Genomic DNA, 15,674 nt, shown 5'->3' with positions numbered 1-15,674 from the left:
GCCCGGACGCGGCGTCATCGCGATCGGGAACGTCCACCGGCTGGTAGGGCGCGGGCTGGGAACGGGTGTGCGATTCGTCACGCGGGCCCGCCCGCGGAATACCGGCCGGCCCGCCGGAAGTTTAGGATAGAAGCCACCGCGGCGGACCAGTCCCGTAAGAACTGGCTGGTCATCAGCGCATCCACTTCCCATGCCTACCCGGCACACGGCCAAGGAGCACTCATGACCCTGCCCACTCCGGCCCCCGAGCACGACGCGTTCGCACGCGACCCGTTCGCGCTCCTCGGACTGACCTACGACGACGTCCTCCTCCTCCCCGGACCCACGGACGTCATCCCGTCCGAGGCGGACACCTCGACCCGGCTGTCCCGCCGCATCCGGCTCGGCATGCCGATCCTCTCCGCCGCGATGGACACCGTGACCGAGGCCCGCATGGCCATCAGCCTGGCCCGGCAGGGCGGCATCGGCATCCTCCACCGCAACCTCTCGATCCAGGACCAGGCCGACCAGGTCGACCAGGTCAAGCGCAGCGAGTCCGGGATGATCACCAAGCCCGTGACCGTGGGCCCCGACGCGACGCTCAAGGAGCTCGACGACCTCTGCGCCCACTACCGCGTCTCCGGCCTTCCGGTCGTGGACGGGAACCGCAAGCTCCTCGGGATCATCACGAACCGCGACACGCGCTTCATCCCCGGGGACCAGTTCGCGACCCGCAAGGTCCACGAGGTCATGACCCCGATGCCGCTCGTGACCGCGAAGGTCGGGGTGGGCCGTGACGAGGTCATCGGCCTCCTGGGGAAGCACCGCATCGAGAAGCTGCCCCTCGTGGACGAGATGGGCATCCTCCAGGGCCTCATCACGGTCAAGGACTTCGAGAAGGCGGACCAGTACCCGAACGCGACGAAGGACGACGCCGGGCGCCTCCGCGTCGGCGCGGCCGTCGGCTTCTTCGGCGACGGCTACGAGCGTGCGATGAGCCTCGTCGAGGCCGGCGTGGACGTCCTCGTTGTCGACACGGCCAACGGGCACTCGCAGGGCGTGCTGGACATGATCGGCCGCCTCAAGAAGGACCCGGCGGCGGCGCACGTGGACGTCATCGGCGGCCAGGCCGCCACGCGCGAGGGCGCCCAGGCGCTCATCGACGCGGGCGCGGACGCGATCAAGGTCGGGGTGGGCCCGGGCTCGATCTGCACGACGCGCGTCGTGGCCGGCGTGGGCGTCCCCCAGATCACTGCGATCTACGAGTCCTCCAAGGCCGCCATCCCCGCGGGTGTGCCGCTCATCGCCGACGGCGGCCTGCAGTACTCGGGCGACATCGGCAAGGCCATCGTGGCCGGCGCCGACTCCGTCATGCTCGGCTCGCTGCTCGCGGGCACGGCGGAGGCGCCGGGCGACCTCGTGTTCATGAACGGCAAGCAGTTCAAGTCCTACCGCGGCATGGGCTCGCTCGGCGCGATGCAGACCCGCGGGAAGAACACCTCCTACTCGAAGGACCGCTACTTCCAGGCGGACGTGCCCTCCGACGAGAAGCTCATCCCCGAGGGCATCGAGGGCCAGGTCCCGTACCGCGGCCCGCTCTCCGCGGTGGCCCACCAGCTCATCGGCGGCCTGCGACAGACCATGTTCTACGTCGGCGCGCACACGATCGAGGAGCTCAAGACCAAGGGCAGGTTCGTCCGCATCACCGCGGCCGGACTCAAGGAGAGCCACCCGCACGACATCATGATGACCGTCGAGGCGCCCAACTACCGCAAGTAGCACGCCTCCGCCCCCGGCACGCACGACGGCGCCCGCTCACCTCCCGTGGTGAGCGGGCGCCGTCGTGCGCTGGGGCTCCCGTAAGCTAGGAGCCGTGACTTACGAGATCGAAATCGGCCGCGGCAAGCGCGGCCGCCGCGCATACTCCCTCGACGACATCGCGATCGTGCCGATCCGCCGCACGCGTGATCCCGAGGACGTCTCGGTCTCGTGGCAGATCGACGCCTACCGCTTCGATATGCCGGTCATTGCCGCCCCGATGGACTCGGTCATGTCCCCGTCCGCGGCCATCACGCTCGGCAGGCTCGGCGGCCTTGGCGTCCTGGACCTCGAGGGCCTCTGGACGCGCTACGAGGACCCCGAGCCCGTCCTGGAGGAGATCGCCGCCCTCGCGGGGGAGCCCACCAGCAGTGCCGTCACCCGCCGCCTGCAGGAGCTCTACGCCGCGCCCGTGGAGCCCGAGCTCATCTCCGCGCGCCTCGCCGAGATCAGGGCCTCCGGCGTCACCGTTGCCGGGGCGCTCACGCCCTCGGGCACCCTGACGCACTACAAGACGGTGCTCGCGGCCGGCGTGGACCTGTTCGTGATCCGCGGGACCACGGTCTCGGCCGAGCACGTCTCGAAGAACCAGGAGCCCCTGAACCTCAAGAAGTTCATCTACGAGCTCGACGTCCCCGTCATCGTCGGCGGTGCCGCCGGGTACACGCCCGCGCTGCACCTCATGCGCACGGGGGCCGCCGGCGTGCTCGTGGGCTTCGGCGGTGGAGCGACGACGACCACCCGCCGCGCGCTGGGCATCCACTCGCCGCTCGCCTCGGCGATCAGCGACGTGGCCGCCGCCCGCCGCGATTACATGGACGAGTCCGGCGGCCGGTACGTGCACGTCATCGCCGACGGCGGGATGGGCACCTCGGGGGACATCGTCAAGGCCATCGCGATGGGCGCCGACGCGGTCATGCTTGGATCCGCCCTTGCCCGCGCCGAGGAGGCCCCGGGACGCGGCTGGCACTGGGGCGCCGAGGCGCACCACGGCGACACGCCCCGCGGGGAACGCGTCAACGTCGGGACCGTGGGGCCCATGGAGGAGGTCCTCTTCGGCCCCGGCCACCACGCGGACGGCACGAGCAACCTCATCGGGATGCTCCGCCGGTCCATGGCGACCTCCGGCTACTCGGACCTCAAGGAGTTCCAGCGGGTCGACGTGGTCGTCTCGCCCTACCAGAGGTGAGGCGCACCTCGCCCGAACAGACTCCCGTGCTTGACCGCCCCGCCTAGACTCGGAGCCATGACAGCACAGCTCAGCCCGGAGTACCGCGAGGCCTCCCTGACGCGGTTCAAGGAGACGTCGCAGGCCGGACGCGAGCTCGATGTCCTGATCGTCGGCGGAGGGATCGTGGGCGCCGGCTCGGCACTCGACGCGGTCACCCGCGGGCTCGAGGTCGGCATCGTCGAGGCGAGGGACTGGGCCTCGGGCACGTCGTCGCGCTCGTCGAAGCTCCTGCACGGCGGCCTGCGGTACCTCGAGATGCTCGACTTCCGGCTCGTCCAGGAGGCCCTGCAGGAGCGGGGCCTCCTGCTCCAGCGCATCGCCCCGCACCTCGCGCGGCCGGTGCCGTTCCTCTACCCGCTGCAGCACCGCTTCTGGGAGCGGGTCTACGTGGGCATGGGCCTCATCCTGTACGACACGCTCGGGCTCACGAGCGGGCACAGCAACGGGGTCCCCATCCACAAGCACCTCTTCCGGCGGGGGACCCTGCGTGCTGCCCCGAGCCTGCGCGAGGACGCCATGATCGGCTCGATCCGCTACTACGACGCCCAGATCGACGACGCCCGCATGGTCGCCACCGTGGTGCGCACCGCGGCGCAGTACGGGGCCCACGCGGCCAACCGGGTCGCCGTCGTCGACTTCCTCCGCGAGGGCGAGCGCGTGGTGGGGGCGCGCATGAAGGACCAGGAGACCGGCACCGAGTTCGAGGTGCGCGCCAAGCAGGTCATCAATGCCACCGGGGTGTGGACCGACGAGACCCAGGACATGGTCACCGAGCGCGGCCAGCTCCACGTCCGCGCCTCGAAGGGCATCCACCTCGTGGTCCCGCGCGACCGCTTCCAGTCGACCGTGGGCCTCATCCTCCGCACTGAGAAGTCGGTCCTGTTCGTGATCCCGTGGGGCCGGCACTGGATCATCGGCACCACCGACACGGACTGGAATCTGGACAAGGCGCACCCGGCCGCGTCGAGCACGGACATCGACTACCTGCTCGAGCACGTCAACAGGGTGCTCAAGCGGCCCTTGACCCGGGAGGACGTCGAGGGCGTCTACGCGGGACTGCGGCCCCTCCTCGCAGGGGAGAATGACTCGACCGCAAAGCTCAGCCGGGAACACGTCGTCGCGCATCCCGTCCCGGGGCTCGTCATGGTCGCCGGGGGCAAGTTCACCACGTACCGCGTCATGGCCAAGGACGCTGTCGACGAGGCCACGCGTGCCATGGACGAGAGGGTCCCCGCCTCGTGCACGGACCGGGTGCCGCTCATCGGCGCCGACGGCTTCCGCGCCGTCTGGAACCGCCGGCACCGTCTCGCGGACCGGGCCGGGGTGCACGTGGCCCGCGTGGAGCACCTCCTGAACCGCTTCGGCTCGGTGGCCAACGAGGTGCTCGACCTGCTCGCGGCCCACCCTGAGCTCGCGGAGCCGCTCCCGGGTGCCGACGACTACCTGCGCGCTGAGGCGGTCTACGCGACGACCCACGAGGGCGCCCGCCACATCGAGGACGTCCTGACCCGCCGCACGCGCATCTCGATCGAGGCATGGGACCGCGGCGTCACCGCCGCGCCGGTGGTCGCCGACCTGATGGCGCCGCTGCTCGGCTGGAGCCAGACCCAGCGCGACAACGAGGTCGCGCACTACCTCGCCCGCGTCGAGGCCGAGCGGCTCAGCCAGCAGCAGCCCGATGACGAGTCGGCAGGGGCCGCGCGGATGGGCGTGGCGGATATCGTCCCGGTAAAGTAGGCGCATGCCCCAGACCGGCCCCTTCGACCGCTACGATGCCCAGCTGACGACCCCAGGGCTCGTGATCCTCGAGATGGTGGCCGAGGACCGCGCCGACGCCACACGCCAGCTCGCTGCCAGGCTCAAGGCCGAGGATCGGATCGACGACCTCGACGCCTTCCTCGCGGACGTCGCAGCGCGGGAGCACCAGATGGCCACCGGCCTGCCCGGCGGGATCGGGCTGCCCCACGCCCGCAGCGAGCACGTCCTCGAGGCATCGATCGCGGTGGGGGTGGCCAAGTACGGCCACGCGCTCGACTTCGGGGCCGCCGACGGCCCCGCCCACGTGGTGCTGCTGATCGCGACGCCCGCGGCGTCCTTCTCCGAGCATCTGGAGGTGCTCGCCACTATGGCCCGCTCGCTCTCGAAGGAGGGCTTCCGCAACTCGCTCCGGCGTGCGAATGATCCGGACATCATCTCCGAACTCGTCAACTCCACGCTCCTGTTCTCCGACTGACGCCCCTGGCCCGGCCTGGGGCTGCCTTGTTGCTGCCTGGTTGCCTGTTCTGGGCCGTTTACGTTTTCTACAGCTTGTCGGAGTACCGTTAACGGGTGCTCCGAACTGCCCTGAAGCCCCAGTGGATCGCGGCGCTCGTGGGAGCGCTCGTCGTGTCCTGGGTGTTCGTGCTTCTGAGCCAGTGGCAGTTCTCCCGCTCCGTCTCCGAGGCGACGCCTCCCGTCAGGACGACCGAGCAGGTCAAGCCGCTCACCGACGTCGTGCGCCCCGGCGAGGCCTTCCCCGGTACCGCCGCGGACCAGATGGTCACCTTCACCGGCAGCTACGACCCGAAGCGGCAGGTGCTCGTGGCGGACCGCCTGCAGGACGGCCGCACCGGCTGGTGGGTGGTCACCGCATTCACGGTCGACGGCGCGCCCGCAGTGGGCGGCGAACGCGGCACCGTGGTCCCAGTGGCCCGCGGATGGATCGCCTCGCCCGGGCAGGCCGGCCCGCCGCCTTCGGGCGTGATCACCCTCACCGGCCGGCTCCTGCCGTCGGAAGCGCCGCAGGCGAAGCAGGACCTCGCGGCCGGCCAGGTCGCGACGCTCTCCGTCGCCCAGCTCATCAACGTCTGGGATGTGCCGAGCTACCCGGGGTTCGTGAGCGCGACGGCCGCGACCACCGCCTCTGGCACGCCCGTGCCGGCTTCCGCCGGGCTCGAGCCCCTGAGCGTCGCACCGCAGCCGCTCGAGCAGCCGGTCAATTGGCTGAACATCTTCTACGCCGTCGAATGGGTCGTGTTCGCCGGTTTCGCGATCTTCCTGTGGTGGCGTCTTGTCCGCGACGACTATGAGCGCACCCAGGACGCGATTGCTGACGCGGCGGCCGCCGAGGCCGCTGACCACGCCGCCAACGAGCCATCGGACCAAACCACCACGGACGCCCACACAGCGCCCAGCGAAACCGGAGGAACACCGTGATCGACCCCAAGCCCGCCGTGGGCCGAACCACCGGCCAGCGCCGCTTCGGCGGCACCGTCGCCCAGATCCGCTCCGCGCTGAAGTTCTACCGCGTCGCGGCCTACGTGACGGGCACGATGCTCCTGCTGCTGTGCGCCGAGATGATCGCCCGGTACGCGTTCGGCCAGTTCCTGTTCGCCGGCGGCAGCGACGCGTTCACCGGCAGGCCCTTCGGGTTCGGCCTGGCGGACGCGGAGCCTGCGGGCGTCGTCGGCGGGGTGAACGTCTCCATCACGATCCTCATCGTCCACGGCTGGATGTACGTGATCTACCTCATCTCCAACTTCCGCGTGTGGTCGCTCATGCGCTGGCCCTTCATGCGGTTCATCCTCATGGCGCTGGGTGGCGTCGTGCCGTTCCTGAGCTTCTTCGTCGAGCGCCGGATGCATGCCGAGGCGGAGCGCGAACTCGAGTCTCACCCCGAGGCAGGCCAGCGGTACTGACTGGTCCGGTACCCTTGATGGAGTGACTACAGCTTCCCAAGACTCGGCCCAGTCGCCCACAGTGCAGACTGCCCAGCGGCCGGTGCTCGTGGTGGACTACGGCGCCCAGTATGCGCAGCTCATCGCACGCCGCGTGCGCGAGGCCAACGTGTACTCGGAGATCGTCCCGCACACCCTGACCACCGAGCAGATCCTCGCCAAGAGCCCCGCCGCCATCATCCTCTCCGGAGGGCCCTCGAGCGTGTACGCCGAGGGCGCGCCGAGCGTTGGGCCCGACCTGTTCGAGGCCGGCGTGCCCGTGTTCGGCATCTGCTACGGCTTCCAGGCGATGGCCAACGCACTCGGCGGCACGGTGGCGCGCACGGGGCTGCGCGAGTACGGTGCCACGGTTGCGACCGCCGTCGGCGAGCCGCATTCCCTGCTCGCCGGGATCCCGGCCGCCCAGAGCACGTGGATGAGCCACGGCGACTCCGTGCAGACGGCGCCGGCCGGGTTCGAGGTGCTCGCGACCACGGCGGGTGCGCCCGTCGCGGCGTTCGTCAACGAGGCCAAGGCCCTCGGCGGGGTCCAGTGGCACCCCGAGGTCAAGCACTCCGACTTCGGCCAGAGGGTGCTCGAGAACTTCCTGTTCGAGGTCGCCGGGCTCGAGCCCAACTGGACCACGGGCAACATCGTCGAGGAGCAGGTCGAGCGGATCCGTGCCCAGGTCGGAGACGCCCGCGTGATCTGCGGGCTCTCGGGCGGCGTCGACTCCGCCGTCGCCGCGGCACTCGTCCAGCGCGCGGTCGGCGACCAGCTCACGTGCGTCTTCGTCGACCACGGCCTCCTGCGAGAAGGCGAGGCCGAGCAGGTCGAGCGCGACTTCGTCGCGGCGACCGGCGTCAAGCTCCATGTGGCCAACGAGCAGGAGCGCTTCCTCGGCGCGCTCGCGGGAGTCACGGACCCGGAGGAGAAGCGCAAGATCATCGGGCGCGAGTTCATCCGCGCGTTCGAGGAGGCCGAGCGTGCCATCGTCGATGAGGCCAATGCCGCCGGGGAGCAGATCAAGTTCCTCGTCCAGGGCACCCTGTACCCGGACGTGGTCGAGTCCGGCGGCGGCGAAGGCGCGGCCAACATCAAGAGCCACCACAACGTTGGAGGCCTCCCCGAGGACCTCCGGTTCGAGCTCGTCGAACCGCTCCGGGCACTCTTCAAGGACGAGGTGCGCGCCGTCGGTCGGCAGCTGGGGCTCCCTGAGGTCATCGTCGCCCGCCAGCCGTTCCCCGGTCCGGGCCTCGGCATCCGGATCATCGGCGAGGTCACGGCGGAACGGCTCGAGCTGCTCCGCAAGGCTGACGCGATCGGCCGCGCCGAGCTCACCGCCGCGGGCCTCGACAACGAGGTGTGGCAGATGCCCGTGGTGCTCCTCGCCGACGTCCGCAGCGTGGGCGTCCAGGGCGACGGCCGCACGTACGGTCACCCGATCGTGCTGCGCCCCGTCTCGAGCGAGGACGCCATGACCGCCGACTGGTCCCGCCTCCCGTTCGACCTCCTCGCGAAGATCTCCAACCGGATCACCAACGAGGTTGACGGTGTGAACCGCGTGGTCCTCGACGTCACGAGCAAGCCGCCGGGAACCATCGAGTGGGAGTAGCCATCGGGCTGCCCTTGACGTGAGACGGCCGGCGCCCCCTGCGGGACGCCGGCCGTCGCCGTTCGGGCCGTCGGCTACCCTGGCGTCGCTGATTTCGCCGCCCGCAGCGTTGCACGCCCGGGGAATGCGACATGACAGGCTAACCTCGGAGCTATGCCGAGATGGTCCACAGGCAAACAAGCCAGCGCACTTGCAGCTCTTCAGGAGAGCGACGACGTGCCCGAGACGACGACCCCCGAGGAGGAGGCCCGCCTTGAGGCGTGGCTCTCGGCCCTGCCCGGGGTGACGGGACCGGACACGATGCTCGCGTTCTTCCCCGGACCTGACGGCAGTATCGACCTCACCCATGCGCATGCCTCCGGCCTCGCCCAGCTGCTCGCCGGCCGCCGGACACGGCTCTCGACCCTCCTGCGTGACCGCCATGACTACACCCGTGCGGCCCGCGCCGCCCGGAACCTCCGCGCCAAGTCGCATGAACTCGCGAACGAGCGCGGGGTCGACGCCGGCCACCTCGCTGCCGGGCTCGCGACCTGGACGTCTGCCGTGGGCGGCAGGCCGCGCCGCGTGAGCGCGCCCGTTCTGCTCGCCGCGGTCGAGCTCACCGTCCGCCCGGAGCAGGACGACTTCGAGCTCAAGCTCACCGAGCAGGCCAGGATCAACCCCGCCCTCGTGCGGCATCTGCGCGCCGTGCACCGGATCGACATCGATGCCGCGGCGATCGAGCGGATGGCGTACAGCACCGCGCGGCTCGACCCGCACCCGGTGCTGGAAAGAGTCAGGGCCCTCGTGGCGCCCATCGCCGGGGCCCAGGTCGAGTCCCGCCTGACCGTCTCCACCTTCGCGGACCTCGAGGAGTCGCTCGAGGACCCTGCGATCACCGCCGCGCACCCGATCCTCGCGGCGATGGCCTCGACATCCGGCTCGGTCCACCCCGCCCCCGAGCCACTGGACGAGTCTCGCTTCCCCGCCCTCGATGAGCGCGACCCCGAGGACGAGTTCCTCGTCCTCGATGCCGACGCCGACCAGCAGCTCGTCATTGACGCGGTCCGGGCGGGGGACTCGCTCGTGGTCGAGGCGCCCCCCGGCACCGGGCAGACCCAGACGGCGGTGAACGCCCTCGCGGCCCTCGTCGAGTCGGGGCGCTCCGTGCTCGTCGTCGCGGAGCGCCGGGCAAGCCTTGCTGAGCTTCACCGCGAGTGCGACGCCCTCGGCCTGGGCTCGCTCGTCCTGCAGCTCGGGGCAACCGTTGGTCCGGGCCAGCTGCGCTCGCAGATCGTCCGCGCGATCGTGCGCAATGAGAAGTCTCACGAGCCCCAGCTCGAAGGTGTCTACCGGGTCCTGCGGGACCGCCGCCACCAGCTCATGGACCACGTCGCCTCGCTGCACAACGTCCGCGAACGCTGGGGATGCTCGCCGTACGAGGCGATGCAGTCCCTCGCGGCCCTCACGTCGCTGCACCCGGCCCCCGCAACCACGGTGCGGCTCAAGCGGAGCGTCCTGGACAGCATCAAGGACCGCGCCGGCCTCAGCGAGCGGCTTCGACGGGCGGCCGATCTCGGGAGCTTCAGCCGTGCCGTCGCGGAGAGCCCGTGGCACGGCGCGCGCCTCGTGACGCGCCGAGAGACGGACGATGCGCGCGAGCTCGCCGCACGCCTTTCGACCGAGGTTCCCGCGCTCAAGGAACGCATGGCCGCCGTGGCCGAGCACGCCGCGATCCGGCTCGAGCCGACGGTGGCGGGATGGGGGCGACAGCTCGAGCTCCTCGTCTCGGTGCGCGAGAGCCTGGACAAGTTCACCCCGGACATCTTCGACCGGCCCGTCACGGACCTGATCGCGGCCACTGCCCCCGCCGCGTGGCGCAGGGAACGCGGCATCGAGGTGACGGCGCTGCAGCGTTCGCGGCTCCGCAGGGTGGCCAAGGAATACGTGCGGCCCGGGGTTCACCTGTCCGACCTCCACAGCTCCCTGTCCCTCGTCCAGTCGCAGCGCGAGGCCTGGGCCCTGTGCGCGACGTCCCAACGGCACCCCTCGGTCCCCTCGGGGCTCGCGGAACTCAGGGAGGCGTATCTCGCCGCCGAACGGGGCCTGATGCGCCTCGGCGCGATCCTCGCACCCACCGCGCAGGGCGGGAAGCTCCTCGAGGCCAAGGTGGACAGCCTTGCGGCACGGCTTGCCGCCCTCGCGGAGGACTCGCCCCTGCTCCGCTCGCTGCCAGAGCGGACGCTGCTTGAGGACGAGCTCCGCGAGCACGGGCTGGGAGACCTCCTGAGCGACCTCACCGAGCGCGAAGCACCGGCCGGCGTCGTCGCGTCCGAGCTCGAGCTCGCGTGGTGGCAGTCGGTCCTGGAAGCGATGATCAGCGGGGACGACTACCTCGCGATGTCCGACGGCGACCAGCTGCGCCGCGCCGAGTCCGAGTTCGCCCGGGCAGACCGCGCCCACATCGCCAGCGGCGCAGCGCGGCTGAGGTGGCGGCTGGCGCGTGAATGGTCCGACGCGATCGTGCGGCACTCCCGGGAGGCGGAGGCACTCCGCGCCCTGCTCAAGGACGGCCGGATCAGCCTCGCCGCCCTCGAGCGGCAGTCCCCGCGCCTCATTCGGCCGCTCGTGCCCGTCTGGACTTGCAGCCCATACGCCCTCAATCCCGCCCTGACGCCGGGCCACAGGTTCGACGCCGTGATCCTCCTCGACGCGGACTCCATGCCGCTGCGCGCCGCTCTCCCGGCGATCGCGCGTGCCGAGAGGGTCATCGCCCTGGGCGATCCCCAGGTCGCCAACCCGAGGCCCTTCTCGGTGAGCGTCGAGCAGCAGCCCGGCCAGCCGCTTGTTCCCACGGTCGAGAGCGCCCTCACTGCACTCTCCCGCGTCCTGCCGTCGGTTCGGCTTCGCACTGTGTACCGGTCGGTGGACGAGGACCTCGACCTCCAGCTGAGCCGCCGCTTCTACTCCGGGAGCCTGCGGCGGCTGCCGGACGGTCCGAGCGTCACGGGCCTCGACAGGCCGTTCCTCCTCGAGTACCTCGCCGAGGGAATGGGCCTGCCGAGTGGAGAGGACGGCGGCGTCGAGTCTGTGGCTGCGGAAGTGAACCGCGTGGTCGACCTCGTGTTCGATCACGCGCGGCACCGCCCGGCCGTGTCCCTCGCGGTGATCACCGCCAGCGCGCACCACGCGGCCCGGGTCGGCGAGGCCATCCGCCTGCAGATGGCCAACCACCCGGACATCGTCGACTTCTTCAGCGGGGGCGAGGAACCGTTCCGGGTGGTCCACATCGACAGGGCCGGCGGCCTGGTCCGCGATCACGTGATCTTCTCGCTCGGATTCGGCCGCACCCCCCACGGCCGCGCGATGCACCACTTCGGGCCGCTCAGTGAGCCCGGCGGGCGGCGGAGGTTTGCGCTGGCGATGAGCCGCGCACGCCACAGCATGCACGTGCTGAGCTGCTTCAGGCCCTCCGAGCTGGATGTCACGCGCTTGAGCGAGGGCGCCTCGGACTTCTACGAGCTGCTCGACCGGGAGCTGGACGGCAACACGCACCTGGGCACGCCGGCGACGCGCGCCGCCGCGAGTGCCGAGGCGCTGGGCGCCGACCCGCTCGTCACCGACCTCGGGGACCGCCTTGCCTCCCGGGGCGCCCGCGTCTGGCATCACTACGACGGCGCGGTGGACATGGCCGCGGCCATCGACCCCCTGCTGACGATCGGCCTCGAGGAGCACGAGACGAGCGCGCCCGTCGCGGTCGAGTCGGACGGCACCGAGCGCTACCGCCGCCTCAGCGTTCGCGAGCGCACGCGGCAGCACCCGGAGCGACTCCAACGCCTTGGCTGGAAGCACTTCACGCTGTGGACGATCGAGGTCTTCACGGATCCAAGCAGCTGCGCCGAGATGATCGCGACGGAACTGGGCCTCGACACGCACGCCGACGAGCACGGATCGGCGGGTTTCCTCACGGGAGGGCCCGTGCCGCCCGCGACCGGCGAGCGCGCCGGGGCCCGCGCGGACGGCGGCAGGCACGCGGGCGGGTCGCTCGGTCCCGCGATGCGCACGGCCCCGAGGGCGGACGCCCCTGCCGGCGGCACGATCGGCACGAAGAAGGAGGGCGGGGCCATGGCCACCGAGCAGGGCAGTGACGAGCCGGCCCAGGGAGCCCGGCCTGCCACGGGTCCGACCGCACACGGCGGGCAGCAGGGCTCCGAGGGAAGCGATCAGGACGTGCGGGAAGGCGAGGCGGCAGCGCGCGAGCCGGACGACCCGGGCCACGCACCCAGAATGGACGCACCCGACCACGGCTCCCACGCCGCTGCGGAACTCCGCCGCCCGCGCGGAGGACGCCGCGTGACCGTGCCCGGCACGGGGCCGGCCTCCGCCGACGGGCCCGAGGCTCCGGTGCCGGCGCCCACCGAGGAGCCCGGACCGACGAATGCGGGGGAACGGGAGCGCGACCGCTGGCTCAAGGAGCAGAAGCCGCCGCACTGGGGCTAGTGGGTACCGCCTCATCGGGGCCCCGTCTCGACGAGCATGAAGAACACCTTGCCGCGCGTCGACGCCCCCGCGATCCGCAGGGCCTGCTCGGGCGACGCCCCCACCACGAGGAGTCCGTCCGAGTCCTGAGTCGAGCCGATCCACGCTCCGCCGGCCCCACCGCCCGACGCCTTCCCGGTCCACAGCACGGGGACGCGGGAGGCGAGCGCCGTGCCCGCCGAGCCCCCGCCGCCCGCGTCGGCGCTGAGAACGAGGTCCACGAGCTGGCCGGGGCTGAGGAGCTCGAGTGACGCGGGGTCCGCCATCCGCACCGGCACAGCCGCCGTTCCCGGGGCCGTGCCGGCCAGGAGGCCGGGTCCGACGACGGCGGCGTCCGTGAGGACCTCGCCGCTGCGCAGCGGCCCAGCGAGCCTTTGCCCGACGAGGCGCGGGGGATCGAGTTCCGCGCGCTGGGGAACGGCGTCCGCGGGGAGCCGCGCGGTGCGTAGGTCGCCGGGGGACAGGGCGGCGCCGCCAGCGAGATCGCGGGCGGCCACGGCGACGGAGACCATTGCGGCCGAGGGCGGGGTGAGCTGGTAGACGGCGATGCCGGCTCCGAGGCACAGCAGCGCCGCCGCGACGGTCCGACGACGACGGTCGACGAAGCGCCTCAGGCGGCTCCGCCTGACGGGCGCCCATGGGCGCATGGACGGGGCGCGGCGCGGGCCGGGTGGGCGCCGCGCCGGGGACCGGGGCGAGGGGCGACTCATGCCGCCACGCTAGCCAGCGGACGGTGCTCCGGCTCGGCAGGGGGCGGCTATGTGGACGACGCGCCGAGGGCGCCGCCTGTGGAGGACAACTGGGTCAGGCCGACGCTGTCAGTTCGACGCGGCAGCCGCTGCCGGGGCGGACGCCGTAGTCGCGGAGTCCTTCGAAGCGGTGGCTCCCGAGTCCTTCGAGCCGGACGCTGCGGGAACACTGCTGCCGCCACTGCGGGAGTCGGTGCGGTAGAAGCCGCCGCCCTTGAAGACCACGCCCACGCTGTTGAACTTCTTCCGGAGCGTGCCACCGCACTCGGGGCAGACCGTCAGCGAGGAATCACTGAACGACTGCACGATGTCGAATGCGTGGTGGCAGTCTTTGCAGGCGTAGGCGTAGGTGGGCACGAGAACTCCTTGATGGACAGGCGGGGCCCGGTTGGCAGTCGCGAACCCCGAGTGCCAATTCTAACAGTCCGGGTCAGGGCTCTATTCCGACCGGTGACCCGGCCGCCCCCGGGGACACCGCCCCCAGCGGGCGGAGACCGCCGGGAGTGACCGCTGCCTCGACGAGGCGATCGAGCGCATCGGCCGGGACCAAGCCCGGGGCGAGCACCTCGCCGTCGTACACCACCGCGGCGGTCGGTACCCGCGCCCCGGCGGCGTCCACACGCGCCAGGAAGCGGTCGTAGTAGCCGCCGCCCTGCCCGACGCGGCGGCCCTGGGCATCCAGCGCCGTGGCCGGAAGGAGGATGCCCGCGAGGGCCGGCCTGACGCCGTCGCCCGCGATCGCCTCGTTCCCCGGGATGAGTGGTCCCACCGGCTCCTGCACCGGCGCGTAGCGGCTGCGCGCGAACTCGATGCCCGGATGCCACTCCACCCAGCCGAGCTGGCGCTCCGGGAGGCAAATGGGCAGCAGGACGCGGAACCCTTCCGCGTGCAGCGCCTCGATCAAGGGTCCGGTGGGCGGCTCGGCCCCGACCCCGAGGTAGGCCGTCAGCACGGCCCGCTGGGGGAGGGCTGCGCGCGCCCACGCGAGGCCGTGCTCCGCGATCCCGGGCGCAGCCGCGTCGACCTGCGCTGCCCCGAGCGAGCGGCGGGCGGACCAGATCCGGGCACGCAGCGCGGACTTCTGCTCGGCGATGTCCATCCCCCGACTCTATCCGCGCCCGCGCAGCACTCGTATAGAGTGAGGCTCGTGTCTACCGCAGCTGTGAGGAAAGCAGTCATCCCCGTCGCAGGCCTCGGCACCCGCTTCCTGCCGGTGACCAAGGCGATGCCGAAGGAGATGCTGCCGGTCGTCGACAAGCCCGCGATCCAGTACGTGGTCGAGGAGGCTGTGTCGGTCGGCATCGACGACATCCTGATGATCACGGGCCGCAACAAGCGCGCGCTCGAGGACCACTTCGACCGCGTCCCCTCGCTCGAGGCCACGCTCGAGGCCAAGGGCGACAGCAAGAAGCTCGCCGCGATCCAGGAGTCCAACAACCTCGGCGACATCCACTACGTCCGCCAGGGCGACCCCAAGGGCCTCGGCCACGCCGTCCTGTGCGCGGAGCGGCACGTGGGCAGCGAGCCGTTCGCTGTGCTCCTCGGCGACGACCTCATCGACGAGCGGGACGAGCTGCTCGCGGAGATGATCCGGGTCCAGCAGGCCACCGGCGGCTCAGTCGTGGCGCTCATGGAGGTGCCGCGCGAGTCGATCTCCGCGTACGGCTGCGCGGACGTGACCCCGGTCGAGGGCGAGAACTACGTGCAGGTCCATGGGCTCGTGGAGAAGCCCGCGCCCGAGGACGCGCCGAGCAACCTCGCGATCATCGGCCGCTACGTCCTGCACCCTGCCGTGTTCGAGGTGCTCCACCACACCGAGCCCGGCCGCGGCGGGGAGATCCAGCTCACCGACGCGCTCCAGACCCTGGCCAGGCGCGAGGGCGAGGGCGGCGGCGTGTACGGCGTCGTGTTCCGCGGACGCCGCTACGACACTGGGGACAAGCTCTCCTACCTCAAGGCTGTCGTGACGCTGGCGTGCGCCCGCGACGAGTTCGGCTCGGACCTGCGCACGTGGCTCGCGGACTTCGTGGCCAGCGGGGCGGATGCCCCGTCGGCGCGCGCCTGAACCG

12 protein-coding genes are annotated in these 15,674 nt (G+C 71.6%); 9 read left to right on the top strand and 3 right to left on the bottom strand.

The window, feature by feature from the left end:
* The first annotated feature begins 222 nt into the window (after window positions 1–222).
* From guaB to SCMU_RS13995, 8 genes are all read left to right on the top strand, one after another.
* Complete coding sequence (gene guaB / locus SCMU_RS14030; RefSeq protein ID WP_229229742.1) at window positions 223–1,758, top strand: IMP dehydrogenase; 1,536 nt, start codon at window positions 223–225, stop codon at window positions 1,756–1,758.
* Window positions 1,759–1,852: 94 nt separating this feature from the next.
* On the top strand, window positions 1,853–2,986 hold the full coding sequence (locus SCMU_RS14025; protein ID WP_229229741.1) for a GuaB3 family IMP dehydrogenase-related protein: 1,134 nt from the start codon (window positions 1,853–1,855) through the stop codon (window positions 2,984–2,986).
* A gap of 57 nt (window positions 2,987–3,043) precedes the next feature.
* Window positions 3,044–4,765 carry a glycerol-3-phosphate dehydrogenase/oxidase gene (locus SCMU_RS14020; RefSeq protein ID WP_229229740.1) on the top strand — a complete coding sequence of 574 codons (1,722 nt, stop codon included), beginning with the start codon at window positions 3,044–3,046 and terminating at the stop codon, window positions 4,763–4,765.
* A 4-nt stretch (window positions 4,766–4,769) separates the two neighbouring features.
* Window positions 4,770–5,261, top strand: a complete 492-nt coding sequence (locus tag SCMU_RS14015) for a PTS sugar transporter subunit IIA (RefSeq protein ID WP_229229739.1) — start codon at window positions 4,770–4,772, stop codon at window positions 5,259–5,261.
* Between the two features lie 95 nt (window positions 5,262–5,356).
* Window positions 5,357–6,223, top strand: coding sequence for an SURF1 family protein (locus SCMU_RS14010; protein ID WP_229229738.1), 867 nt, complete (start codon window positions 5,357–5,359; stop codon window positions 6,221–6,223).
* Window positions 6,220–6,705 carry a DUF3817 domain-containing protein gene (locus tag SCMU_RS14005; RefSeq protein WP_229229737.1) on the top strand — a complete coding sequence of 162 codons (486 nt, stop codon included), beginning with the start codon at window positions 6,220–6,222 and terminating at the stop codon, window positions 6,703–6,705. Before SCMU_RS14010 ends, SCMU_RS14005 begins: the two co-directional genes overlap by 4 nt.
* Window positions 6,706–6,787: 82 nt before the next feature.
* The gene (gene guaA / locus SCMU_RS14000) at window positions 6,788–8,338 is read left to right on the top strand and encodes a glutamine-hydrolyzing GMP synthase (RefSeq protein ID WP_443020325.1); all 1,551 of its coding nucleotides are present in this window, start codon (window positions 6,788–6,790) and stop codon (window positions 8,336–8,338) included.
* A gap of 153 nt (window positions 8,339–8,491) precedes the next feature.
* The gene (locus SCMU_RS13995; protein WP_443020152.1) at window positions 8,492–12,817 is read left to right on the top strand and encodes a DUF4011 domain-containing protein; all 4,326 of its coding nucleotides are present in this window, start codon (window positions 8,492–8,494) and stop codon (window positions 12,815–12,817) included.
* Between the two features lie 11 nt (window positions 12,818–12,828).
* Here SCMU_RS13995 and SCMU_RS13990 read toward each other — a convergent pair whose 3' ends face one another.
* The 3 genes from SCMU_RS13990 to SCMU_RS13980 all read right to left on the bottom strand — a co-directional run bounded on the left by SCMU_RS13990 (window position 12,829) and on the right by SCMU_RS13980 (window position 14,704).
* Window positions 12,829–13,566, bottom strand: coding sequence for an RcpC/CpaB family pilus assembly protein (locus SCMU_RS13990; RefSeq protein WP_229229735.1), 738 nt, complete (start codon window positions 13,564–13,566; stop codon window positions 12,829–12,831).
* A 108-nt stretch (window positions 13,567–13,674) separates the two neighbouring features.
* A complete protein-coding gene (locus SCMU_RS13985; protein ID WP_229229734.1) occupies window positions 13,675–13,962 on the bottom strand; it encodes an FmdB family zinc ribbon protein in 288 nt (95 codons plus the stop codon).
* A gap of 73 nt (window positions 13,963–14,035) precedes the next feature.
* Window positions 14,036–14,704: a 5-formyltetrahydrofolate cyclo-ligase gene (locus SCMU_RS13980; protein WP_229229733.1), complete on the bottom strand. Its 669-nt coding sequence runs from the start codon at window positions 14,702–14,704 to the stop codon at window positions 14,036–14,038.
* Window positions 14,705–14,752: 48 nt separating this feature from the next.
* Between SCMU_RS13980 and galU the strand changes: the two genes are divergently transcribed.
* Window positions 14,753–15,670, top strand: coding sequence for a UTP--glucose-1-phosphate uridylyltransferase GalU (gene galU, locus SCMU_RS13975; RefSeq protein ID WP_229229732.1), 918 nt, complete (start codon window positions 14,753–14,755; stop codon window positions 15,668–15,670).
* Window positions 15,671–15,674: the final 4 nt, after the last annotated feature.

The sequence above is a fragment of the Sinomonas cyclohexanicum genome (assembly GCF_020886775.1).
GTDB classification, from domain to species: Bacteria; Actinomycetota; Actinomycetes; order Actinomycetales; family Micrococcaceae; genus Sinomonas; species Sinomonas cyclohexanicum.
Note: the sequence above shows the minus strand (reverse complement) of the source record. Positions and strands in the feature narration are given on the sequence as shown.

What these genes read in the sequence shown, in the direction of transcription:
- guaB (WP_229229742.1), top strand. Translation starts at nt 223, where the DNA reads ATGACCCTGCCCACTCCGGCCCCCGAGCACGACGCGTTCGCACGCGAC.
- SCMU_RS14020 (WP_229229740.1), top strand. Translation starts at nt 3,044, where the DNA reads ATGACAGCACAGCTCAGCCCGGAGTACCGCGAGGCCTCCCTGACGCGG.
- SCMU_RS14015 (WP_229229739.1), top strand. Translation starts at nt 4,770, where the DNA reads ATGCCCCAGACCGGCCCCTTCGACCGCTACGATGCCCAGCTGACGACC.
- SCMU_RS13995 (WP_443020152.1), top strand. Translation starts at nt 8,492, where the DNA reads ATGCCGAGATGGTCCACAGGCAAACAAGCCAGCGCACTTGCAGCTCTT.
- SCMU_RS13990 (WP_229229735.1), bottom strand. Translation starts at nt 13,566, where the DNA reads ATGAGTCGCCCCTCGCCCCGGTCCCCGGCGCGGCGCCCACCCGGCCCG.
- SCMU_RS13980 (WP_229229733.1), bottom strand. Translation starts at nt 14,704, where the DNA reads ATGGACATCGCCGAGCAGAAGTCCGCGCTGCGTGCCCGGATCTGGTCC.